Source organism: Streptomyces sp. NPDC088387, assembly GCF_044753385.1.
Taxonomy (GTDB): Bacteria; Actinomycetota; Actinomycetes; order Streptomycetales; family Streptomycetaceae; genus Streptomyces.
In genome coordinates, this window is sequence record NZ_JBIVNC010000003.1 from 554,379 (window position 1) to 576,557 (window position 22,179).

General features: G+C 73.2%; 17 protein-coding genes. 10 read left to right on the forward strand and 7 right to left on the reverse strand.

What is annotated here, in order from left to right; all coding sequences use genetic code 11:
- The first annotated feature begins 325 nt into the window (after positions 1 to 325).
- Entirely contained in the window at positions 326 to 901 is a 576-nt protein-coding gene (locus ACIQAC_RS10680; protein ID WP_402189307.1) for a SigE family RNA polymerase sigma factor, read from the forward strand.
- Positions 898 to 2,031 (forward strand): hypothetical protein, encoded by a 1,134-nt coding sequence (locus tag ACIQAC_RS10685; protein ID WP_402188990.1) that lies wholly within the window; start codon positions 898 to 900, stop codon positions 2,029 to 2,031. The genes ACIQAC_RS10680 and ACIQAC_RS10685 overlap by 4 nt, the downstream gene beginning before the upstream one ends.
- A gap of 75 nt (positions 2,032 to 2,106) precedes the next feature.
- Here the strand turns inward: ACIQAC_RS10685 and ACIQAC_RS10690 are convergent, their stop codons facing one another.
- Positions 2,107 to 2,922 (reverse strand): SURF1 family protein, encoded by an 816-nt coding sequence (locus tag ACIQAC_RS10690; protein WP_402188992.1) that lies wholly within the window; start codon positions 2,920 to 2,922, stop codon positions 2,107 to 2,109.
- 127 nt (positions 2,923 to 3,049) lie between these two features.
- On the opposite strand from ACIQAC_RS10690, the gene ACIQAC_RS10695 reads away from it, so the two are divergent.
- Positions 3,050 to 4,900 carry a prolyl oligopeptidase family serine peptidase gene (locus ACIQAC_RS10695; protein ID WP_402188994.1) on the forward strand — a complete coding sequence of 617 codons (1,851 nt, stop codon included), beginning with the start codon at positions 3,050 to 3,052 and terminating at the stop codon, positions 4,898 to 4,900.
- Positions 4,901 to 5,186: 286 nt separating this feature from the next.
- Here ACIQAC_RS10695 and ACIQAC_RS10700 read toward each other — a convergent pair whose 3' ends face one another.
- Positions 5,187 to 7,049: an NAD-binding protein gene (locus ACIQAC_RS10700; RefSeq protein ID WP_402189310.1), complete on the reverse strand. Its 1,863-nt coding sequence runs from the start codon at positions 7,047 to 7,049 to the stop codon at positions 5,187 to 5,189.
- A 179-nt stretch (positions 7,050 to 7,228) separates the two neighbouring features.
- Here ACIQAC_RS10700 and ACIQAC_RS10705 point away from each other — a divergent pair, with 179 nt between their 5' ends.
- Together ACIQAC_RS10705 and ACIQAC_RS10710 are read left to right on the forward strand one after the other, a co-directional pair.
- Entirely contained in the window at positions 7,229 to 8,251 is a 1,023-nt protein-coding gene (locus ACIQAC_RS10705) for a permease (protein WP_402188996.1), read from the forward strand.
- Between the two features lie 46 nt (positions 8,252 to 8,297).
- Entirely contained in the window at positions 8,298 to 9,014 is a 717-nt protein-coding gene (locus ACIQAC_RS10710) for a TIGR03943 family putative permease subunit (protein ID WP_402188998.1), read from the forward strand.
- 21 nt (positions 9,015 to 9,035) lie between these two features.
- On the opposite strand, the gene ACIQAC_RS10715 is transcribed toward ACIQAC_RS10710, so the two are convergent.
- Together ACIQAC_RS10715 and ACIQAC_RS10720 are read right to left on the reverse strand one after the other, a co-directional pair.
- Positions 9,036 to 9,926 (reverse strand): class I SAM-dependent methyltransferase, encoded by an 891-nt coding sequence (locus tag ACIQAC_RS10715; RefSeq protein WP_402188999.1) that lies wholly within the window; start codon positions 9,924 to 9,926, stop codon positions 9,036 to 9,038.
- A 98-nt stretch (positions 9,927 to 10,024) separates the two neighbouring features.
- The gene (locus ACIQAC_RS10720) at positions 10,025 to 10,621 is read right to left on the reverse strand and encodes a helix-turn-helix domain-containing protein (RefSeq protein WP_402189001.1); all 597 of its coding nucleotides are present in this window, start codon (positions 10,619 to 10,621) and stop codon (positions 10,025 to 10,027) included.
- A 233-nt stretch (positions 10,622 to 10,854) separates the two neighbouring features.
- Here ACIQAC_RS10720 and ACIQAC_RS10725 point away from each other — a divergent pair, with 233 nt between their 5' ends.
- Positions 10,855 to 12,384: a DHA2 family efflux MFS transporter permease subunit gene (locus ACIQAC_RS10725; protein WP_402189311.1), complete on the forward strand. Its 1,530-nt coding sequence runs from the start codon at positions 10,855 to 10,857 to the stop codon at positions 12,382 to 12,384.
- A gap of 6 nt (positions 12,385 to 12,390) precedes the next feature.
- Here the strand turns inward: ACIQAC_RS10725 and ACIQAC_RS10730 are convergent, their stop codons facing one another.
- Positions 12,391 to 13,038, reverse strand: a complete 648-nt coding sequence (locus ACIQAC_RS10730; protein ID WP_402189003.1) for a TetR/AcrR family transcriptional regulator — start codon at positions 13,036 to 13,038, stop codon at positions 12,391 to 12,393.
- 103 nt (positions 13,039 to 13,141) lie between these two features.
- On the opposite strand from ACIQAC_RS10730, the gene ACIQAC_RS10735 reads away from it, so the two are divergent.
- The 4 genes from ACIQAC_RS10735 (at position 13,142) to ACIQAC_RS10750 (ending at position 16,809) form a co-directional block, all read left to right on the forward strand.
- Positions 13,142 to 14,968 (forward strand): ABC transporter ATP-binding protein, encoded by a 1,827-nt coding sequence (locus ACIQAC_RS10735; protein WP_402189005.1) that lies wholly within the window; start codon positions 13,142 to 13,144, stop codon positions 14,966 to 14,968.
- A gap of 5 nt (positions 14,969 to 14,973) precedes the next feature.
- Positions 14,974 to 15,462, forward strand: coding sequence for a hypothetical protein (locus ACIQAC_RS10740; RefSeq protein WP_402189007.1), 489 nt, complete (start codon positions 14,974 to 14,976; stop codon positions 15,460 to 15,462).
- A gap of 170 nt (positions 15,463 to 15,632) precedes the next feature.
- Complete coding sequence (locus tag ACIQAC_RS10745) at positions 15,633 to 15,824, forward strand: ferredoxin (protein ID WP_402189009.1); 192 nt, start codon at positions 15,633 to 15,635, stop codon at positions 15,822 to 15,824.
- Between the two features lies 1 nt (position 15,825).
- The gene (locus tag ACIQAC_RS10750; protein ID WP_402189011.1) at positions 15,826 to 16,809 is read left to right on the forward strand and encodes an FkbM family methyltransferase; all 984 of its coding nucleotides are present in this window, start codon (positions 15,826 to 15,828) and stop codon (positions 16,807 to 16,809) included.
- 151 nt (positions 16,810 to 16,960) lie between these two features.
- On the opposite strand, the gene ACIQAC_RS10755 is transcribed toward ACIQAC_RS10750, so the two are convergent.
- Both ACIQAC_RS10755 and ACIQAC_RS10760 read right to left on the reverse strand, forming a co-directional pair.
- Positions 16,961 to 17,722, reverse strand: a complete 762-nt coding sequence (locus tag ACIQAC_RS10755) for a glycosyltransferase family 2 protein (RefSeq protein WP_402189012.1) — start codon at positions 17,720 to 17,722, stop codon at positions 16,961 to 16,963.
- Between the two features lie 200 nt (positions 17,723 to 17,922).
- A complete protein-coding gene (locus ACIQAC_RS10760; RefSeq protein ID WP_402189014.1) occupies positions 17,923 to 22,098 on the reverse strand; it encodes an AAA family ATPase in 4,176 nt (1,391 codons plus the stop codon).
- Positions 22,099 to 22,179 lie beyond the last annotated feature (81 nt).

The following is a 22,179-nucleotide window of genomic DNA, read 5'->3' on the forward strand; positions in this document are numbered from 1 at the left end:
CTTCCGGGGTGGGAGACGCGTGGAAGCGCGGCGTGGGGACGCCGGGCTGCGGGCGTGGGGACGCCCGTTCCAATTTGGGACATAGGGGAAGAGCGGGACGCATGAGGCCAAGTGAGGCATCGTCAGCCGTGCGGTCGGACACGAGATCGGTGTCGGCCACACAGCACGGCGCAAAAGAGACGCCCGGCACGTACAACCCTCACAGGGGGAAACGTGTCCAACTGGCGTGGCAGAGGTACTCGACTTCACAGCGGCAGCGCGCGGCTCCGCCCTGCGCCCGCCCGTTCCGCGGCGCCGGCCCAGAGCGGCCGGCGCGACCGGTGGCATGCCGGTGATCGCGCCCATGCCCGCAGCGCACCCGACCCCGATCCCCGGCCAGCGCGACGGTGCGGAGGACGTCGCGGCGGCGGGGACCACCGTCGACCACCTCACCGAGACGTACCGCACGCACTACCGCTCCCTGCTGGGCCTCGCCGCCCTGCTCCTCGACGACACCGCCTCCTGCGAGGACGTCGTCCAGGAGGCCTTCATCCGCGTCCACTCCGCGCGTAAGCGCGTCCGCGACCCCGAGAAGACACTCGCCTACCTCCGCCAGACCGTCGTCAACCTCTCCCGCTCCGCGCTGCGCCGCCGCATTCTCGGCCTCAAGCTGCTGTCGAAGCCGATGCCGGACATGGCGAGCGCCGAGGAGGGCGCGTACGACCAGCTGGAGCGGGACTCCCTGATCAAGGCCATGAAGGGCCTTCAGCGACGGCAGCGCGAGGTGCTGGTGCTGCGCTACTTCGCCGACATGACCGAGGCTCAGGTCGCCGAGTCGCTCGGGATATCCCTGGGTTCGGTGAAGGCGTACGGCTCTCGTGGCATCGCGGCCCTGCGGCTGGCGATGGAGGCACCCGCATGAGCGAGGACAACGAACGGCGCCACCTGCACGTCCCCGGGGAACCGGGGGACGGCCCCGAGCACGAGCCGAAGCAACCGCACGCTGGGAACGGAACCGTGAACGACCGCCTCGACGACCAGGGCCCGGACGGGCTCGACTCGGACGAGCAGACACTGCGCAACCTGCTGCACCACGCCGTGCAGGACATCGAGCCGCGCCAGGGGACGCTGGACCATCTGCGCCGGGCGGTGCCCGCGCGCCGCGCCCGCAAGCGGCAGGCCGCCGTCGGCATGGCCGCCGCGGCCCTGTTCATCGGCACCGCCGTCCCGGCCCTGGTGCACGTGTCCAACTCCACCGGCTCCGACGACAACACCACGATCGCCGGCCACGGCCAGGAGGCCCAGGGCGGCTCCAGCGAGGGCAAGGGGCCCGACGGCGGCTCCAGCACCTCCGGCGGCTCCACGGGCAGCACCGAGAACCACGGCAAGGGCGGCGGCGAGGGCGAGGACAAGGGCCCCGACGCGAGCCCCGGCGCCGACCCCGGCCTGCCGGCCAACCCCACCGCCTCCGCGCCCGCCTCCGCACCCGCGTGCACCGCCGTGCAGCTCGGCGCGGGCACCGGCACCGTCGACGTCCCCGACACCGCGGGCACGGTCTACGGCACCTTCCGGATCAGCAACATCTCCGCGGACAGCTGCACCGTCACCGGCGCCGGCACCGTGACCCCGATCCCGGTGGGCGCCGCCGACTCGACCAAGATCGCCGTGACCCAGCACAGTTCGGGCGACGTGGCCGCCGCGCTGCCCGACCCGTCCCTCGAAGCCGCCCGGCTGGTGCTGCTGCCGGGGGCGGCGTACGAGGTGAGGTTCGCCTGGGTGCCGTCCGAGACCTGCCCGATCGAGGGCGGCAACGGCGGCAACGGCGAACCGTCCACCGACCCGTCGCCCACCGAGGACCCGGGCGCGACCACGGGCTCCTCCACCGGCGGCGACACCGGCACGAGCACCCAGATGCTCAGGGGTGACGGCACGGCCGACGGAAGCGTGCAGGTGTCGTACACACCGGAGGCCGGATCGGCCCCGGTCATGGCCGAGGTGCAGGACGCGTGCGCCGGGACGGTGTACCGGACCGGGGTGCTGGCGGGGCAGTAGGACTCCGGGGGCGGGCGGGTACTCGCCCGCAGCCGGACCGGGCCGGCAGGTACTCGCCGCAGCCGGACCGGGCGGTCAGCGGCCCGGCGGCCCGGCGGCCGCGTCCGCCGTCTCCTTCCGCGCCGGCAGGTCGTCCGGTACGAGGCCCATGCGGGCGTCCCGTACGAACTCCACCTCACGGCGCAGCAGCCGGAACCACATGAAGACCACAAAGCCCGCGAAGACGAACCACTCGCCGGTGTAGCCGAGGTTCTGGAACGCCTTGAGATCCAGGCCGGTGTCCGGCGCGGCCGCCGCGGGCACGGCACGCATCCCCGAGTCGCCCTTGTTGAGCGTGACCCACGCGTCGTAGACGTCGTACGGCACCAGGTTCACCAGGGAGGCCGCGCTGATCGCCGCCGTCTGGCCCGACGGCAGCCCGCTCGTGGCCATCACCCCGTTGCTGCCCGGCGTCTCGGAGGCCTGGAGCGCGCCCGTGACGGTGACCTCGCCGGACGGCGCGGCCGGGACCTTCGCCGGGTCGGCGGTGCCGGGCAGCCAGCCGCGTACGACCGGCAGGGCCCGGCCGGCGTCGGTGCGCAGCATGGTCAGGACGTAGAAGCCCTGCTCGCCGTCGAGTTCACGGTCCGGGACCAGCAGCTGTTCGCCGTAGCGGCCCCGCGCGGTGGTCTGGTCGCCCGAGGTCGCCTTGTCCACCGGCAGCAGCTCGGCCAGCGGGCGCGCGACCGAGTGTTCGTCGGCCTCGGCCTGCGCACCGGCGTCGCGGTGGCTCGCCATCCGGTCCTCGAACCGGCTCAGCTGCCAGGACCCCATGAACACGCAGAAGGGGATGGCGAGCAGCACGAAGACGTTGATCCCCCACCATCGTGGCGTCAGCAGAAACCGGTACACGCCTCCCAAGGTACGGGGCGTTCCTGAGGGCCCCGGGACGGGGGTCCTGTGGACGAACAGGCAAAGTTGTCCACAGGCTGGGGGCCGACGGGAGCGCGATGTCCCCCGGGGCGGGCAGTATGGGGCCATGACTCAGAGCAACGGGTCCGTCTCGCCGGATCAGCAGCAGCACAGCGCGTCCACACCGTCCATGCCGGACTGGGAGAAGCGCTTCCGGGCGCCCCGGGTGTCCCTGCCCGACTGGGCCGAGGACGCACCGCATCGCTCCCTGTTCGTGTCCAACGCGACAGGGACGTACGAGCTGTATGCATGGGACCGGTCGACCGGCGCGCAACGCCAGGTCACCGACCGGCCGAACGGCACGACGGACGGCGTGCTCTCCCCGGACGGCGCCTGGATCTGGTGGTTCGACGACAAGGACGGCGACGAGTTCGGCGTCTGGCGCCGCCAGCCCTTCGAGGGCGGTCCGGACGAGCCGGCCACCCCCGGCCTCGACCCGTCCTACCCGGCGGGCCTCGCACTCGGCCGCGACGGCCGTACGGCGGTGGTGGGCCGCTCCACCGACGAGGCGGGCACCACCATCCATCTGGCCCGGCACGGCGAGGACCCGGTGGTCATCTACACCCACCGCGAGTCGGCCGGCGTCGGCGACCTCTCGCACGACGGTTCGCTGATCGCCGTCGAGCACACCGAGCACGGCGACGCGATGCACTCCGCGCTGCGGGTGGTGAACCCGGACGGCAGCAAGGTCGCCGAGCTCGACGACACCCTGGGCGGCACGGTCGAACTGGGCCTGGAGGTGCTGGGCTTCGCCCCGGTCGACGGCGACCCGCGGCTGCTCATCGGACACCAGCGCCGGGGCCGCTGGGAGCCGCTGGTGTGGGACGTGGTCTCCGGCGCGGAGACGGACCTGGCGCTCGACCTGCCGGGCGATGTCAGCGCCGAGTGGTATCCGGACGGCTCGGGTCTGCTGATCGCCCACAGCTTCGAGGCCCGCAGCGAGCTGTTCCGCTACGACCTGGCCACCCGTGAGCTGGAGAGCGTCACCACCCCGCCGGGCACGGTCTCGGGCGCGACGGCCCGCCCCGACGGCACGGTGGAGTACCTGTGGTCGTCGGCCGCCGAGCCGTCCGCCGTGCGGTCCACGGCCGGCGGTGTCGTCCTCGACCCGCCGGGGATGAAGTCGCCGGGTTCGGTCCCGGTGGAGGACGTGTGGGTCGAGGGACCCGGCGGCCGGATCCACGCCCTCGTCCAGAAGCCGGCCGGCGCGACCGGCCCGCTGCCCACGGTCTTCGACATCCACGGCGGCCCGACCTGGCACGACAGCGACGCCTTCGCCGCGGGCCCGGCGGCCTGGGTCGACCACGGGTACGCGGTGATCCGGGTCAACTACCGCGGTTCCACGGGGTACGGCCGTGCCTGGACCGACGCCCTCAAGCACCGGGTCGGTCTGATCGAGCTGGAGGACATCGCGGCGGTACGGGAGTGGGCGGTCACCTCCGGTCTCGCCGACCCCGCCCGGCTGATCCTCACCGGCGGCTCCTGGGGCGGCTACCTGACCCTGCTCGGCGTCGGTGTCCAGCCGCAGGACTGGACGATCGGCATCGCCGCGGTGCCGGTCGCCGACTACGTCACGGCGTACCACGACGAGATGGAGGCGCTGAAGGCGATGGACCGCACGCTTCTGGGCGGCACCCCGGAGGAGGTTCCCGAGCGCTTCGAGGCGTCGTCGCCGCTGACGTATGTCGAGGAGGTCAAGGCGCCGGTCTACATCTCGGCCGGGGTCAACGACCCGCGGTGCCCGATCCGCCAGATCGACAACTATGTGAAGCGTCTTGAGGCCAGGGGGGCCACGCACGAGGTGTACCGCTACGACGCGGGGCACGGGTCGCTGGTCGTGGACGAGCGCATCAAGCAGATCCGCCTGGAACTCGACTTCGCCAAGCGCCACCTGGACACAATCCCGGCGGCCCACTGAGGCCCCACCGTCGCCGGGGGCGGGGCGCCCGACCCCCGGCGACGGGTGCGCCTCCGGCGACGGGTGCGCCTCCGGCGGGGGGTTGCGCAGCCCGGCGCGACGGGGTGCCGCCACGCCCACCCGTGCCGCCCCAGCGGCACGACTGCCCGCGGCTACGTGGGCTTTTAGGGGCGCGGGGAACTGCGCGAGCGCCCCCCACCGGGCCCGCGGCCGACCGACGACCTTTCAGGGGCGCGGGGAACTGCGCGAACGCCCCCACGGGCCCGCGGCCGACAGACGACCGGCGTTACCCCGATGTGCGTGGGCGCCGGCGCCCGAGGAGCTCCGCCAACCCCCGGCGCGTAGCCGCCAGCACCACCCGATCCCCCGCCTTCAACACATACGTGTCCGGCAGATCCCAGATCAGCCCAGACGGCACCGCACCCCCCTCCCCCACGGAAGTGTCCAGCGCCAACACCCGCCAGGCCCCCGCCCGAAACGCCTCCGCGACGGTCCGCCCCTCCAGCCGAGGCTGCCCCGCCACCTCCAGCGCCGCGAACAGCAGCACCCGCCGCTCGACGGGAATCGCCCCCAGGATCTGCCGCCCGAACATCGCCCCGGCGAACGCGGGCGCCGCCAGATGCGAAACACTCCGGCTGCGCGTGAGCGCGTGCGGATGCGCGGCCCGCAGGGTCCGGTACACGGCGGTCGCGAAGTCGTCGTCGTAGAGCCGCAGCACGACCCGGAGTTCGGAGCGCAGGGAGCGGGCGTAGAGGACGGCCTCCAGGTTGGTGGGGTCCGCGCTGGTCAGGGCGAGCAGCGCGGACGCCCGATGGATCTTGGCGGCCTCCAGGACGCCTTCCTGGGTGACGTCACCGAGCACCACCGGCACCCGCAGCCGCCGCGCCGTCGGCATACCGCGGGCGTCGGGGTCGGCCTCGACGCAGACGACGGGGATGTCCAGCTCGCGCAGCCGCGTCAGCACCCGGGTGCCGATCTTCCCTAGGCCGAGCAGGACGACATGCCCGCTCAGCCCGCGGGGCGGCTTGCGCAGGGCGGACGCGCTGCGGAACGTACCGAGCCCTTCGAGCACGGCGGCCAGCAGCACCGGCAGGAGCAGCAACCCGACCAGGCCGGAGAGCAGTTGGAGGACCTGTTCGCTGGTGGGCCGGTTCAGCGCGGGCTCGTTGATGGCGAACAGGTTGAGGAGGGTGACGTAGGTGGCGTGCAGGGGGTGGTCGTCGGCCACCACCATCAGCGCGACGGCCAGCCCGATCACACAGGCCACGAGCCCGGCGAGGGACCAGCGCAGCCGGCGCGAGAACAGCGACGCGAAGGGCACACCGGCCCGCCCCGGCCGCAGGGAGGGCCCGGAGTACGACACCTGCTCCAGCACGATCGTCGCGCGCCCGGTCGCCGCCCGTACCGCCGCGGCGTCCGGCAGCAGCTGGGGCCCCTGATCACCGCTGCCCTCCGAACCGTCCGCGCCCGCCGGGTCGTTGCTGGTCGCGGAGAGCAGCGCGAGGGTGGCCAGACCGGGGACGGCGACCTGTCCGGGTGCGGGCGGCTGCCGTTCCACGGCCCGCAGGATCAGCCCGTCGGTCTGGACGACCTTGCTGGTGCCGGTGAGCGCGGTCGCGGCCAGCGCGGGCGCGGCCGTGTCGGCGTCGGAGAGCACCACCGTCGAGGCGTCGCCCGGCCTGCCGTCGGCGCCGGAGGCCAACGCGGCGGCCTGGTCGAGGAGTTCCTCGATGTGCTGGCCGAGGCGGCGGTTGTACAGGCGCAGGACGAGCCGGAGGCGCGGGTTGAGACGGCGGGCGGTGAGCGCGGCACGGACGTTGGTCTCGTCGTCGTCGTAGACGAGGGCGAGCGCGGTCGCCCGGTCCACACCGGCCTCGATGAAGGCGGCCTCGTTCGGCTCGGAAGCCTGGACGACACGGTCGCCGGAGGGGTCGGGGGGTGGCGCGCCGGGCGCGTTCTGGGCGCTGCGGCCGACCGCCGCGCCCATCCGGTCGAGCAGCGCCGCGGACGCGGCACGCGCCCGCCCCACCACCGGCTGCCGTACCCGGCGTCCGGTCGCCGGCACCACGAGGGTGACCTGTTCCCCGTACACCCCGCGCAGCTCGGCCGCGAGTCGCTGCGCCAGCCCGTCGTCACCGCACACCACCATGTGCGGGACCGTGTCACCTGCCGATCCCTGCCCCGGAACGCTCGTCACGAGGGGCAAGCCTGCCCCACCGGGACAGGTGTGGACCAGCGGTGGTCGCGGAACGGCTGAACGCCGACGCCGTTGTGGCCGTACTGGAGCAGAGGGATCGCGCCCCTCGCCGCACCGGAGGTACCCCACCCGTGGCCGTCACGACCCACGAACGCCCGCCGTCACCGGGCGCGCCCAAGGAAGAGGACCGCCCCGGCGAGGGCGGGCGGCGGCTCGACTCGCCGTTGATGCTGGTGCTGTTGATGCTGGTGGCGGTCCTGGCACAGGGCCCGATCCGGGGCGCGCTGGCCACGCCCGTGATGCAGAGCTGGATGACGGTGTTCGTCGCCGTGGTCGTACAGGCGCTGCCCTTCCTGGTGTTCGGGGTGCTGCTGTCGGCGGCGCTCGCGGTGTTCGTGCCGGCGTCGTTCTTCGCGCGGGCGCTGCCGGGACGTCCGGCGCTCGCCGTGCCGGTCGCGGGGCTCGCGGGCGCGGTCCTGCCCGGCTGCGAGTGTGCCTCCGTACCGGTCGCGGGGGCGCTGGTCCGGCGCGGGGTGACACCGGCGGCGGCGCTGGCGTTCCTGCTGTCGGCGCCGGCCATCAACCCCATCGTGCTGACCGCCACGGCCATCGCCTTCCCCGGCGAACCCGCGATGGTCGTGGCCCGGTTCGCGGCCGGACTGCTGGTGGCGTGCGCGACGGGCTGGCTGTGGCACCGGCTCGGCCGCACCGACTGGCTGCGGCTGCCCGAGCGGGCGTCGTACGAGGGACAGGGCAAGGGCGCGGCGTTCTGGGGGTCGGTGCGGCACGACGTGGTGCACGCGGGCGGCTTCCTGGTGGTGGGCGCGATGGCCGCCGCGACCCTGAAGGCCGTGGTGCCGGAGAGCTGGCTGAGCGCGGCCGCCGGAAACCCGGTGGTGTCCGTCCTCGCCCTCGCCGCGCTCGCCGTACTGCTGTCGATCTGCTCGGAGGCGGACGCGTTCGTGGCCGCGTCGCTGACCCAGTTCTCGCTGACGGCCCGGCTGACGTTCCTGGTGGTGGGGCCGGTGATCGATCTGAAGCTGTTCGCGATGCAGACGGCGACGTTCGGCCGCGGGTTCGCGCTGCGCTTCGCGCCGTTGAGCCTGGCGATGGCGATCCTGGTGTCGGTCCTGGTCGGGGCGGTGCTGCTGTGAACCCCTCGTCGCGGGCCGCGTTCGTGCCGAACGGAAGGGTGTCGCCGTGAACCGGTCGGCGCAGGCAGCCGTGTTGTTCCTGCTGGGCGCGGCGGTGGTGCACGCCGGGGCCACGGACCTCGCGCTGCGGTATGTGAAGCCGGGGCTGCGGCCGCTGGTGGTGGCGTGCGGGGTGGTGCTGATCGCGGCGGCGGTGGCGACGGTCTGGTACGAGCGCCGGGCGCGCAGGGAGCCAGGCACCGAGGCCCACGCACACCACGAACCCCGGGTCTCCTGGCTGCTGGTCCTCCCCCTCCTCGCCCTCATCCTGATCGCGCCGCCCGCCCTCGGCTCGTACAGCGCGATGCGTGCCGGTACGTCGGTGCAGGAGCCGTTGGCCTATCCGCCGCTGCCCGCCGGGGAACCGGCCCGGATCGCCGTCGCCGACTACGCGGGCCGCGCCGCCTACGACCACGGCCGCACCCTGCGCGACCGCACCTTCCGGCTCACCGGCTTCCTCGCGCTCGACGGCGCCGGGCACCCGTATCTCGTACGGATGACCCTCAACTGCTGTGCCGCCGACGCGCTCCCGGTGAAGATCGGGCTGACCGGCGAACTGCCGCCGGTGCTGCGCCCGGACGCGTGGCTGGAGATCACCGGCACCTACTCACCCCGGATGGAGAAGGACCCGGTCAACGCCGGGCGGATCCCGTTCCTGAAGGTGACGCATGCGCGGCCGGTCGAGGTGCCGGAGGATCCGTACGACGAGACCTACAACGGCTGACCGGCCCTGCTTCTCACGGTGTCAGGGGCGGCGCGCGGCCCACACCGTGCGTTCGGTGCGGACGGTCAGATCCGTGCGGCGCAGGACGCTGTGCGGCCCGTCCGTGTCGAGCAGCCGGTCGAGCGCGGCGAGGTCCGCGGGCGCCAGTGTCCCCACGAGGCCACCGCGCATCCGGGTCAGACTGCTGAGCGCGTAACGGCCGACGGTGTCACCGGGGGTCGGGCCCAGATCGACGACGAGGGTGCGCTCCTCCTCGACGGTGAACCCGGCGGCGGTCAGCTTGGGTCCCCAGTCGGCGCCCCGGTGCGGCAGCTGCTCGGCGTGGTGGCGGTCGAGTGCCGTGTGGCAGCGCTCTTCGAGCCCGGGGGCGTCGGCCGGGGCGTCCTCGGGCAGGAACCGCGGGAAGCCGGCCAGTTCCACGACCGCGAACAGCCCGCCGGGCGCGAGCGTCCCGTGGACCTGGCGCAGGGTGCGGTCGGGGTCGGCCATGTGGTGCATGGAGGCGGACGCCCAGACCAGTTGTGGCGCGCCGAGCTCCGGCCAGGCCACGTCGAGATCGGCCTCGACGGTACGCACCCGCCCGGCGACCCCGGCCGCCTCCGCCTTGGCCCGCAGCCGGTCCAGATGTACGGGGGAGGCGTCCACGGCGGTCACCTCGGCGCCGGGGAAGCGCCGCAGGAGGGCGAGTGTGCCGGCGCCGGTGCCGGAGCCGAGGTCCACGATGTGCCGGGGGTCGGCGGCGACGGGCAGCCACGCGGTGAGGGAGGCGATGTGCTCGGCGAGCACCTCCGCGTCGAGGTCGAGAATCTCGGTCTGGTCGTGGGAGTGGGGTTCGCGGGGGGTGTGGGGCTGGTGGAGTGCGTGCGGGGCATGCGATGTGTGGGGGGCGTGGGGTGCCGAGTGCTGCGTCATACGGCCACGTTAGGAGCGCCGGGGCCGGGCGGCCCGGTCGCTTTCCGGAAGCGCAAGACGGTCGGTGCTTCTCCTGCCGGACGCGCAAACCGAGGGGGTCACGAGCCGTCCCCGCCCCCGCCGTCCCCGCCGTCCTCGCCGCGCTGATGCCCCCGACGGGCATCCCGGTCGAAGATGCCCAGGAGCTCGCACGGCCCGCCCTCGGCGCCGATCGCGTGGGGCAGCATCGTCGGGAACTCGGCGCTCTGGTTGGTCTCGACGCGGAACCGCCGGTTGCCGAGGAGCAGCACGGCCGTACCGGAGAGGACCACGAGCCACTCGCGCCCCGGGTGGGCGCGCATCCGTGACGGGTTGTCCGGCGGCGGGTCCGTCATGCGCTGCCGTACGACCGTCATGCCCGGCTCGGCACGGACGGTCCAGCGCATCCGCTGGTGCACGGAGTCGATCGTCGGACTGGAGATGACGTCGTCCGTGCCCGTCTCGACGAGCTGGTCGAGTGTGGTGTCCATGGCACGGGCGAGGGTGACGAGCTGGTCGAGGGCGAGCCGCCGCTGACCGTTCTCGATCCGGCTGAGGGTGGACGGGCTGAGCCGGGCGCGGGTGGCCAGCTCGTCGAGCGACCAGCCCTGCGCGACGCGCAGCGCGCGGATCCGTTTGCGCACGAGGCTGTCGAGATCTCCATCGTCTTGCGTCATGAGCAAAACGCTATGCCATGCCCGCAAGCCCTGCCTAGCGTGGGCGCCCCACCACCCCACCACCCCACCACGTCAGGGGCGCGGGGAACTGCGCGAACACCCCCACGGACCCGCACCCACCCACTCACGACCAGCTCCCTCCCACCCCACCTGGAAAGGTCACCGCCTTGAACACCAACGTCGACGATCCCCGCCGCCGACGCGCGATCCTGCTCACCGTCTGCATCGCGCTGATGGCCGTCATCGCCTCCGTCTCCGGCCTCAACGTCGCCCAGCCCGACATGGCCGTCGCCTTCGACGCGTCCCAGTCCACCCTCCTGTGGATCATCAACAGCTACACCCTGAGCCTGGCCGCGCTGCTCCTGCCGCTGGGCGCGGTCGGCGACCGCTGGGGCCGCAGACCCGTACTCCTCACGGGCCTGGTCCTCTTCGGCGTCGCGAGCGCGGCCGCCGGACTCGCCCCCACCGCCGAGGTCATGCTCGCCGCACGCGTCCTCGCCGGCGTCGGCGCGGCCATGATCATGCCGGTCACCCTCGCCGTCATCACCTCGACCTTCCCGGCGGAGGAACGCGGCCGCGCGATCGGGGTGTGGACGGGCGTCGCGGGCGGCGGCGGCATCCTCGGCATGTTCCTGTCGGCCGCCCTCGTCGACGTGGCGAACTGGCGCTGGCTCTTCCTGCTGCCGGTCGCGCTCGTGGCCGTCGCCCTCGTCATGACCCTGCGGTCCGTGCCCGACTCGCGCGAGCCGTCCCGGCACGGGTTCGACACGGTCGGCGCGCTGACCTCGGTCGTCGCCGTGGTCGGCCTCATCTTCGTACTCCAGGAAGGACCCGAGCGGGGCTGGACCGCGCCCGTCACCCTGCTGAGCCTGCTGGCCGGCGTCGTCGCGGCCACCGCCTTCGTGGTGTGGGAGCTGCGCCGACCCGCGCCGCTCCTCGACGTCCGCCTCTTCCGCGAGCGCGGTCTGGCGAGCGGATCCGTCGCACTCCTCGCCGTGTTCGGCGTCCAGGCCGGGATCTTCGTGGTCCTCTTCCCGTTCCTCCAGGCCGTGCTCGGCTGGTCCGGGCTGCTGTCCACACTGGCGCTGATGCCGATGGCCGTACTGATGATGATGACCTCCGGCCTCGCGCCCCGGCTGGCCGAACGCGTCGGCAGCCGCTCCACGATGGCCCTCGGCGTCCTCCTCGGCGGTACGGGCCTGGCCCTCATGGCCACCCTGGTCTCCGTCGGCGGCGGCTACCTCTCCGTCCTGCCCGGCATGCTCGCCATGGGTGTCGGCATGGGCCTGACGATGACCCCGGCGACGGAGGCGATCACCGGCGCCCTGCCGCGCGAACGGCAAGGTGTCGCGTCCGCGCTCAACGACGTGACCAGGGAGTTCGGCACCGCGCTCGGCGTGGCCCTGCTCGGGGCGCTGCTGTCCGCGGGCTACCGCGGGGCCATCGGTTCCCGGCTCGACGCCGTGCCCGAGCGAACCGCCGACACGGCCCGCGAGGGCGTCGCCAACGCCGTCGAAGCCGCCGGCACGGCCGGTCCGCACGCCGACGCGCTGCTCCGCGCGGCCCGCGAGTCGTTCGTCGACGGCTGGCAGCAGGCGATGTGGGCGGGGGTCGCGGTGATGGGGCTGCTGTTCGTGTACATCGCGGTACGAGGTCCGGGGCGGCCGATCGACACAACGGGCGGGGCCGCCACCTCCGTCACTTCCACCACCTCCGTGGAAACGGGGACCGCGCGTGCGGCCGAGGACGCGGCTTCCCGCTGAGGCGTCTCACGCCTCCCGCGTCTCCTCCCCCCGCCCCGCCGGGATCCCGCCCGCGGTGATCCCACCCGCCAGGATCCCGCCCTCCAGGGTCCGCACCACATGGGCGGTCACCCCGTGCCGCGGCAGTGTGCCCTGCTGGGCCGCCTCAGCGCCCGCGTAGACCAGTGCCCACAGCGCCTGCATGATCCAGGCGGCGCTGACGCCGGTGTCGAAGACGCCTTCCCGCTGGCCGCGTTCGATGAGGTCGACGACAAGCCGTTCGGTCTCGTCCTCGCCCTCGGTGGCGGCGCTGATCTCCTCGAAGAGCTGGAGGTCCCCGACGGCGAAGAGCAGCCGGTCGCCCGTGTCGACCAGGGCCGTCGTGAGCCGGCGCATCGCGTCCAGCGGCGGCCCCTGCTCGACGGCGGCGTCCCGCACCGCCTGGTCGATCATCTCCAGGGAGTCCCTGGCCGCGGTCAGGACGAGCTGGTCGCGGTCCGGGAAGTAGCGGTGGAGCGTGCTGCGGCCCACGTCGGCGGCCTTGGCGATCTCGGCGAGGGTCGCCCGGCGGTCACGGGCCAGGACGGAGGCCGCGGCGTCGATGATCGCCCGGCGCGTCCGACCGCGGGTCCCGGACTCCGCGACGGGGGGAACAGGCCCCGACGTCATGCTCATGTTCCAAACATAGCAGTGGACAGTTCGCAATGGACCACGCATACTCGAAAGTGAGACATGAATGTCCCATAAATAAGAGTCGCTATCCCATAGAGGATCCCCCGTGCCGAACCTGCGTCTGCTCTGGTCCTTCGTCCGCCCCCACCGCCGTACGCTCGCGCTCGGTCTTGTCCTTGGTCTCTTCGTCACCGCGACCACCCTCGCGACCCCGCTCGTCACCAAGTGGGTGCTCGACGGTCTCGCCGACTCGCGCTCGATCACCCCGGCGGTCGTCGCGCTGTCCGCGCTGCTCGTGGCCGGTGCGGGGGTGCAGGCGCTCCAGTGGATCCTGCTCGGGCGGATGGGCGAGCGGGTGGTGCGCGACGCCCGTACGTCGATGGTCCGGCGGCTGCTGCGGCTGAAACTCGGTGAGCTCGGCGGGCGCTCCAGCGGCGAGCTCGTCACCCGGGTCACCTCCGACACCGTGCTGATGCGCGAGGCCGCCGCATCCAGCCTGACCCAGCTGGTCAACGGCACGATCGCGCTGTTCGGCGCGCTCACGCTGATGGCACTGCTCGACTGGGTGCTGTTCGCCGTCACCGTCGCCAGCCTGGCCGCCGTCGCCGTGCTCGTCGCCGTACTGATGCCGCGGCTCGCCAGGGCGCAGGGCGCGGCGCAGGAGTCGGTGGGCCGGCTGGGGGCGGCGCTGGACGGGGCGCTGCGGGCGATCCGTACGGTCAAGTCCGCGCGGGCCGAGGAGCGCGAGTCGGTGCGGATCGAGGCCGAGGCGGACGCCTCCGCGCGGCACAGCATCCGGGCCGTACGGATCGAGGCCGTGGTCTGGTCGGCCACGATGGCCGGGGTCCAGCTGGCGATCCTGCTGATCCTCGCGATCGGCGCGATCCGCGTGGACTCGGGCGCGCTGGAGGTCTCCACCCTGATCGCCTTCCTGCTGTACGCCTTCCAGTTGATCGACCCGGCGACCGAACTCGCCCGGGAGTTCTCCCAGTTGCAGTCCGGCGTCACCGCGGCCGCGCGGATCGCGGAACTCCAGAAGCTGGAGCTGGAGGACGGCCACACCCGCCCCGCCGTCCCGCACCCGGCACCCCCGGCCACCGCCACCCCGCACGTCCTGACCTTCGACGAGGTCACCGCCCGCTACCTCCCCGACGGACCGCCGATCCTCGACGCCGTCTCCTTCGACGTCCCGCGCCACGGCCACACCGCGATCGTCGGCCCCTCGGGCGCGGGCAAGACCACCGTCTTCTCCCTCATGCTGGAGTTCCTGCGCCCCGAGAGCGGCCGGCTGCGCCTCGACGGCGTCCCGCTGGAGGAGTGGCCGGCGTACGAGTCCCGCCGCCGTATCGCCTACGTCGAGCAGGACACCCCCCTCCTGCCGGGCACCCTCGCCGACAACCTGCGCTATCTGCGTCCCGCCGCGACCGACGCCGAGCTGTGGGCCGCGCTCGACGCGGTCGGTCTGACCCGTCGCGCCGAGGCGCTGCCCGACCGCCTCGACACGGTCCTCGCCGGTGCCACCGTCTCCGGCGGCGAGCGGCAACGCGTCGCCCTCGCCCGGGCGTTCGTCGCCGACCCGGAGATCCTGCTGCTCGACGAGGCCACCGCCCAGCTCGACGGGCTGACCGAGGCCGCCGTCCAGGCCTTCGTCCGGGAACGGGCCGCGCGGGCCGCCGTGGTGACCATCGCCCACCGGCTCTCCACGGTGGTGGAGGCGGACCGGATCATCGTCCTGGAGCGGGGGCACGTCCGCGCGACCGGCACCCACACCGAACTCCTCGCGGCCGACGCGCTGTACGGCGACATGGTGCGCGCGCTGCGGCTGTCGACAGCGCCGGCCGGGCAGGAGAGGCCCTGGAAATCTGACGGTCCGTCAGCTAAGTTCGACGGTAATCCGCAGACCGCTTCAGAGCGGGCCGCTTCAAAGGGGTGAGCGCAGTGGAGAACAGCCCTCGGAACGCCGCGAGTCCACAACCGCCCGGCACTCCCCGCTGGGTCGCCATGTTCTACGAACCCACCGCGGCGGAGTGGCGGGTGGGCGCGGAGTCCCCGTACCGCGCCCCGGTCGCGTACGCGATCGGCGAGATGGCGCAGACGCTGCGTGCCCGCGGCGACGAACTGGCCGTCTCCCTGTGGGGGCCGGAGGACGGTCGGTGGCGGCGGCACGACGCACCGACCGCGGCGGACGCCGGTACGGGCACCGGCGTTGGCGTGTCGCCCTCTTCCGAGGGTCCCAGAGCGCCGGCCAAACTCGCCGAGCGGATGACCGACCGCCGTCAGCAGGTGCTCCTCGCCGGGCTCAGCAAGGCGGGGGTGTACGACCTCGCGGCGGACGACGACACGGCCGTACGGAACATCGTGGACCGGCTCGACGAGACGACCGTACGCAGACTCGCCCACTGGCTGGCGATCGCGGGCGGCAGGTAACCGCGCCCGCGCGGGCGAGACCTTCGCCGGGCCGGGTGCGAAGAGCCGGGTTCAATGGGCCGGGTGCGAAGAGCCGGGTTCAATGGGCCGGGTTCGAAGGGCCGGGTTCGAAGGGCCGTGTGCTGGGCAGGCACGTCGTGTTGGTTCCGGCCCGCGTGAGGGGAGCGCACGTGAAGATCTCTGTGGACCCCAGCCAGTGCTACGGCTCCGGCGACTGTGTCTACCGCGCCCCGGACGTCTTCACCGTCGCCGACGGATTCGGCTCCGTCATCCCGGGCCGGGAGGACGCCGGTGACGCGCCCGAGGTGCGGGAGGCGGTCGAGGGCTGCCCTTCGCAGGCGATCACGCTCGGCGAGCGGTGAGATGACGGATCCCTTCACGGCAGATCCCTTTGCGGCGGATCCCTATACGGCGGATCCCTTTGCGGCGGATCCCTTCACGGAGGCGCTGGTCACCCTGGGGCGCCGCTATGTCCGGGACGCCCCGGGCTCGTTCGGCAAGGGGTTCCTCGCGGGCCGCTGGCTCAACGCCCACCTCCGGGACCACCCCCGGCGCCGGATCGTGGACCTCGCCTCCGGCGACCGGTTCGCCGTCGACACCCGGGATCTGATCCAGCGGTACCTGTATCTCTTCGGTACGTGGGAACCGCACATGACGAACTGGCTGCGCGGCCGGCTCGGTCCCGGCGACTGCTTCGTCGACGTCGGCGCCAACATCGGTGTCTTCAGCGTGCTCGCGTCCCGGCTCGTCGGCGAGAAGGGCCGGGTCGTCGCCGTCGAGGCCTCGCCCGACTTCCATCAACGGCTGCTCCGCCAGGCCGCCCTCAACGGCTGCCACAACATCCGGGCCCTCAACGCCGCAGTCTCCGACACCCGGGGGCCCCTGACCTTCACCCTCGCCAGCTCCCGCAACATGGGCGCCAACAGCATCGTCCCCTACGACGGCCCCGCGGAGGCCGTGTTCGAGGTCGAGGCCGTACCCCTGCCGGAGCTGCTCGACGACACGGAGATCGCGAGCGCCCGGGTCATCAAGATCGACGTGGAGGGCGCGGAGGGCGCCGTGGTGCGCGGACTCGCGCCGCTGCTGGGCGAGTTGCGGCCGGACGCCGAGATCACCGTCGAGGTGACCCCCGACCGGATGGCCCGGCTCGGCGACTCCGTTGGCGAACTGCTCGACACGATGACCGCGGCCGGCTTCCACACCTACCGTCTGCCCAACGACTACGCCCCCGCGAGCTATCCGCCCGCGCTGGTCGGCGCTCCCCGGCTACCGGTGCGTCTGCGGTGTCCGGTGACGGGGGAGAGCGATCTGGTGTTCTCGCGGGTGAACGCGGAACTGCTCGCCTAGCGCTCCGCGTCCGCCGGCGCTCCTTGTGTGCCGGCCGTCTGTGTCCGTCAGCCCTCTTCGCCCGTCAGCCCTCTGTGCTCCGTCGGCCCTCTTTGCTCGTCAGCTCTCTGTGTCCGTCAGCCCTCTTCGCCCGTCAGCTCTCTGTGTTCCGTCAGCCCTCTGTGCCCGTCCACTGCCAGTCGAGCACCGCCAACGCCCGTGCCCGCGCCTCCGCCACCGTCATCCGCGCCTCCCGCTCGGCCGGGTCGACGTGCGAGGCCTGTCCGGTCACCTGCCCCTCCCACTTGCGGTAGAGGAGCCCCACCTCCGCGGAGAACCACCCCCGGCTCACCGCGTTGAGCGCGAGGAGCAGTCCGGTGTCCTCGGACGCGGGCAGCGCCATCCACCCGCCGAGCGCGAGCAGCAGCTCCCGGCGCACACAGAGGGTCGCCGGATGGACCTGGGCTCGGAAGCCGTTCGCCTTCCAGAAGTCGAGCACCGCGCCCCGCTCGACCGGCCCCTGCTCCGGATCCCCGGCAAACCCCACCGTCGAACCGTCCGGCAGCAGATCCAGCGCCCGCGAAGTCGCCCACCCCAGCGAACGGTCCGCCTCCAGCGCGGTCACATCACGCGCCAGCGCACCCGGCGCCAGCCGGTCGTCCGCGTCCAGGACCTTCACGTACTCCCCGTCGGCATACGCCAGCGCGATCGTCCGGGCCACACCGGGCCCGCCCGGCCTGCCCTGGCGGAAGGAGACCCGTGTGTCCTCCGGGACGTACGGGCGCACCTCGTCCGTACGGCCGTCCTCCTGGATCAGCCAGTGCCACTCCCAGCCCGCCGGGAGCCGCTGCTCGCACAGGGACGCGTGGGCGTCGGGCAGAAATCGGGCCGAGGGGGCGTGCACGGCCGTGACGATGACAACGCGCCGACTCACGCGGCACTCACCGCCTTTCGAGGGAGTGGGGGAGCGTCCTGCGTTCGGGAACGACAACGCCCGATCGCTGGCGACGGGGGATGCACCAGCGATCGGGCTATGGCCAAGACTAACAAGGCCGTTGGCGCAGTGGGAGCCGACTGTTCAGGTGTGGCAAGTGTGTGTGACCGGGATCACGTCGGCGCCGCGGTTCGGTGACACTAGGTGGCGCATGGGGGCTCGTACGACAACCGGGGCAGATACTCGTTCCATTTCTCCCTGGTCAGTACGTTCCGCGTCGCCGAGCAGATACGGCGTTCGGCCTCGTCGACGTCCAGGTCCCAGAGCCGGACCGTGCCGGCGCCGCTGGACACCCCGAGCATCCGGCTGGTGGGGCTGAAGGAGAGGAAACTGCCGGTCTTCGCGTTGGGGCTCATGGACTGTCCGATGGGCTCGGCCGCCGACGGCCGGCTGACGTCCCACAGCCGTACCGTGTCGTCGTTCCCGCCGCTGGCCAGCGTCTTGCCGCCGCGGCTGAACGTCAGTGACACGATCGCCTCCGTGTGCCCGACCAGCGCCGAGCCCAGCGGGGCCGCGTCCCCGGGGTCGGTGGTGTTCCACAGGCGGACCGTGTTGTCGTCGCCACCACTCGCCAGGGTGCGGCCGTCCGGGCTGAACGCGACCGCGTTGACCGGGCCGAGGTGCCCCTTGAGCGGCTCGCCGAGCCGGGACGCCTTCGCCGGGTCGGACACGTCCCACAGCCGGATCGCCGTGTCCGCGCTGCCACTGGCCAGCGTGTCCCCGTCGGGGCTGAAGGCCAGGGCGTTGACGTAACCGGTGTGCCCGGTGAGCGGCGGCCCGATCGCGCGCGGGTGAGCCGGGTCGGCGACGTCCCAGAGACGGATGGTGCGGTCGTCGTAGGCGGTGGCCAGCGTGCGCCCGTCAGGGCTGTACGCCAGCGCGTCGGGGCCCGCGTAACGGGTGCGCAGCGCGACCGGCGGGCCGTACGGGACGGGGTTCGACGGGTCCGTGACGTCCCACAGCACCACCGCACTGCTGCCGGTCAGCACCGCGAGCGTGTCCCCGTCCGGGGAGAACACCACCGACCGCACATCCCCCTCGGCCGGCACGAACGGTCTGCTCAACCGCACCGGCTCCTTGGGCCGCCGCACGTCCCACAGCCGGATGCTCTGGTCGCGCGCCGCCGTCGCCAGCACCCGCCCGTCCGGCCGGAACGCGCCCACCCGGCCCACCATGTCCGACGTCGGCAACGACCACAGCCGCACCCGGCTGTCACCGGTCCCGGTCGCGAGCGTACGGCCGTCCGGGCTGAAGCCCAGTGCGTACATCTCCCCGCTGCTGCCCGCGAGCGGCTCCCCGACCTGCGACGGATACGCCGGATTGCTCACGTTCCACAGACTCGCCGTGCTGTCCGCGCTGCCGACCGCGAGCATCGTGCCGTCCGGACTGAACGCCACCGACCACACCGGACCCGTGTGCCCGACCAGCGGCGCCCCGATCGCGGACGCCTTCCGTACGTCCGACACGTCCCACAACTGCACGGTGTCGTCGGCGCTGCCACTGGCCAGCGTCCGCCCGTCCGGACTGAACGCCACCGAGTGCACCAGCGCCCGGTGCCCGGTCAGCGGCTCGCCGATGGGCCGCGGCCGGTTCCGGTCCGTCATGTCCCACAGCCGGACCGTGGTGTCGTCGCCGGTGGACGCCAGCGTCCTGCCGTCGGGGCTGAACGCCACCGACCGCACGGGCGCCGTGTGCCCGGTCAGGGTGGCCAGCGCCTTCGGCCGGGTGAGGTCGGTCATGTCCCACACCCGTACGACGTGGTCGTCGGTCGCGGCCGCCATGGTCCGCCCGTCCGGGGAGAACGCCAGCAGGTAGACCGTGCCGTCCTGCCCGGTCCAGGGCGCCCCGACCGGCTTCGGGTGCGCGGGATCCCGTACGTCCCACAGCCGCATCGTGCCGTCGTCGGAGGCGCTGGCGAGCGTGCGGCCGTCGGGGCTGAAGACGGCGGTGCTGACCCAGCTGGTGTGCCCGGTGAGGGGCTTGCCGAGCGGCTTGGGGTCGGTCGGGTCCGCCACGTCCCACAACCGGACCGTCCGGTCGTAGCTCGCCGTGGCCAGGAGCCGGCCGTCCGGACTGAAGGAGGTGAGGTAGACGGCGCCCGTGTGGCCGGTCAGCGGGGTGGCCAGGGGGGCGTTGACGATCGAGATCAGCCGGTTGTTGGTGTCCTCGTCGGTCGGGCGCAGCCGGTGGGCGACCAGGTCGATCTGCGCGGACAGCGAGGGGTCCGAGTCCTGCACCCGGTCCGCCTCCGCGAGGACCTGCGCGAACACCGCGTCGTCGCGCTGCTGCCAGGCCACCGCCGCCGCGCCGACCGCCACGATCACCAGCACCACCAGCGCCGCGACCGCGCCCCGGCTCAGCCACACCGTCCGCCGGCGCAGCCGGACCGAGGCGGCCAGGAACTCCACCGCGCTGCGCGTCATAAAGGTGTTGCCCGCCGACTTCGCCCAGGTGTGCGCCTGCTCCAGCCGCGAACCCCGGTACAGCAGCGCGCTGTCCCGGTCCGTCGTCTCCCAGGCCCGGCCGTCCTCCTCAAGGCGCTGGCGCAGCAGATTGCCGTTGCGGTCCTCGTCGATCCAGTCGCGCAGCCGGGGCCAGGCGTGCAGCAGCGCCTCGTGGGTGATCTCCACGGTCTCCGCGTCCAGCGTCACGAGCCGGGCGCGCACCAGCGCCTCCAGTGACTCCTCCGTCTTGCCCGGATCGGTCGACTCGTCCGCCAACTGCCGCCGCGTGCCCCGCCGACGGGTCGCCTGCGTGTCCTCGCCCAGCCTCACCAGCCGCATCAACAGCAACCGGGCCGCCGTACGCGCCGCCGGATCAAGACCCGACCAGGCCCGCTCGGCGGTCGCCGCCACCGCGCCCTGGATACCGCCCGCGGCCCGGTACCCCGACAGCGTCAGCCGGCCGCCCTTGCGCCGCTGCCAGGTGGCCAGCAGCGCGTGCGAGAGCAGTGGCAGCACACCGGCGTCGTGCGCGCCGCGCGGCCCGTCGTCGCTCACCTCGCGCACGATCAGCTCCGCAAGGCCCGGCTCCAGCTCCAGCCCCACCGCCTTCGCCGGCCCGGTCACCGCCTCCCGCAACTCGGCCGTCGTCAACGGCCCGAGCACCATGTGCCGGTGCTGCAACGCGTCGGCCAGCTCGGGATACCCGAGACACTGCTCGTAGAAGTCGGCCCGTATCCCGAGAACGACGAGAACGGGGGTGGTCGTCCGGTCGAGGTCCGCACGGGATCCGCCGCGGGGGTCGGACCGGGGCGCGGGGCCGGGAGCAGGGCCGGGAGCGGCAGCGGGGCCGGATCGGGGACGGTGACCGGGCTTGGGCTCGGGACCGGGACCGGGACCGGAGCCGGCCTCGGAATCGCGTTCAAGCGCGGGCTCGGGCTCGGGCTCGGGCATGGAGGCCGCGGCGTGCAGCAGCTGGACGAACGTACGGCGCTCGGACTCGTCCGGGCAGAGGGTGAACGCCTCCTCGAACTGGTCGACGATCAGGACGGGCGGGGAGTCGGGAGCCTCACGCCGGGCCCAGGCGAGCACGGCGTCCCGCACGGCACGGTTGAACCGGGGCGATCCGGGCTCGGGCCGACCGGCCTCCGGGAGTACGTCCGCCAGCTCGGGGATGCGCTGCACCAGCTCGCCGAGTGGATCGTTCCCCGGCAGCAGCTGCACCACCCCGCGCGCCCGCCCCAGCACCCCGGTCTGAAGGGCCGGCACCAGCCCGGCGTTGAGAAGGGAGGACTTCCCGGCGCCCGAGGCCCCGACGAGCATCACCAGCCCGCCGGTCGGCTCGGCGGCCCGCAACTGCGTCACCAGCGCCTCGGTACTGCGCTCCCGCCCGAAGAACCACCCCGCGTCCTGCTCCCGGTAGGAAGCGAGCCCGCGATACGGGCACACCCCGCCCGGCACGGCAGCGGCAGCGGCGGCCTGCTCGGCAGACGCCCGCTCGTCCTTCTCCGCCCCGCCCGGCGCCCGCTCGGCGATCGGATCGGCCAGTGCCAGCTCCCACAGCCGCTGCCACTGCGCGAGATCGTAGAGACCGCTCGACACGGGAACGGGCCTGGATCGCCGCGCCTGGGGTATCAACACATGCAGCACGGCGGCGAGGGCGGCGAAGTGGGCCGGCACGTTCTTGGCGCGGCGCCAGTCACTGATCCGCTGCGCGGAGACCCGTACGGGCCGCCCGCGCTCGTCGACCCGCTGCAACCGCACCACCGCCTCGGCGACGCTCTTGAGCGGAGGGTTGCCGGCCTCCTTGTACAGCAGCGCGAGACGCTCGGCGAAGGCCGTACGCGCCCCTGACTCGGACTCCTTCGCCTCCACCCCTGCTCCTCCCGCGAACCTGTACGAACCCTGTGCCCGACCTGTATGTCCGGCTGTAGGCGGGGCATTACATCCGCCCTT

Bases quoted from the DNA above. Each gene is read 5' to 3' on its own strand.
- ACIQAC_RS10680 (WP_402189307.1), top strand. From the start codon at position 326: ATGCCGGTGATCGCGCCCATGCCCGCAGCGCACCCGACCCCGATCCCC.
- ACIQAC_RS10700 (WP_402189310.1), bottom strand. From the start codon at position 7,049: ATGGTGGTGTGCGGTGACGACGGGCTGGCGCAGCGACTCGCGGCCGAG.
- ACIQAC_RS10750 (WP_402189011.1), top strand. From the start codon at position 15,826: ATGACGGATCCCTTCACGGCAGATCCCTTTGCGGCGGATCCCTATACG.
- ACIQAC_RS10725 (WP_402189311.1), top strand. From the start codon at position 10,855: ATGGCCGTCATCGCCTCCGTCTCCGGCCTCAACGTCGCCCAGCCCGAC.
- ACIQAC_RS10715 (WP_402188999.1), bottom strand. From the start codon at position 9,926: ATGACGCAGCACTCGGCACCCCACGCCCCCCACACATCGCATGCCCCG.
- ACIQAC_RS10695 (WP_402188994.1), top strand. From the start codon at position 3,050: ATGACTCAGAGCAACGGGTCCGTCTCGCCGGATCAGCAGCAGCACAGC.
- ACIQAC_RS10685 (WP_402188990.1), top strand. From the start codon at position 898: ATGAGCGAGGACAACGAACGGCGCCACCTGCACGTCCCCGGGGAACCG.
- ACIQAC_RS10720 (WP_402189001.1), bottom strand. From the start codon at position 10,621: ATGACGCAAGACGATGGAGATCTCGACAGCCTCGTGCGCAAACGGATC.
- ACIQAC_RS10730 (WP_402189003.1), bottom strand. From the start codon at position 13,038: ATGAGCATGACGTCGGGGCCTGTTCCCCCCGTCGCGGAGTCCGGGACC.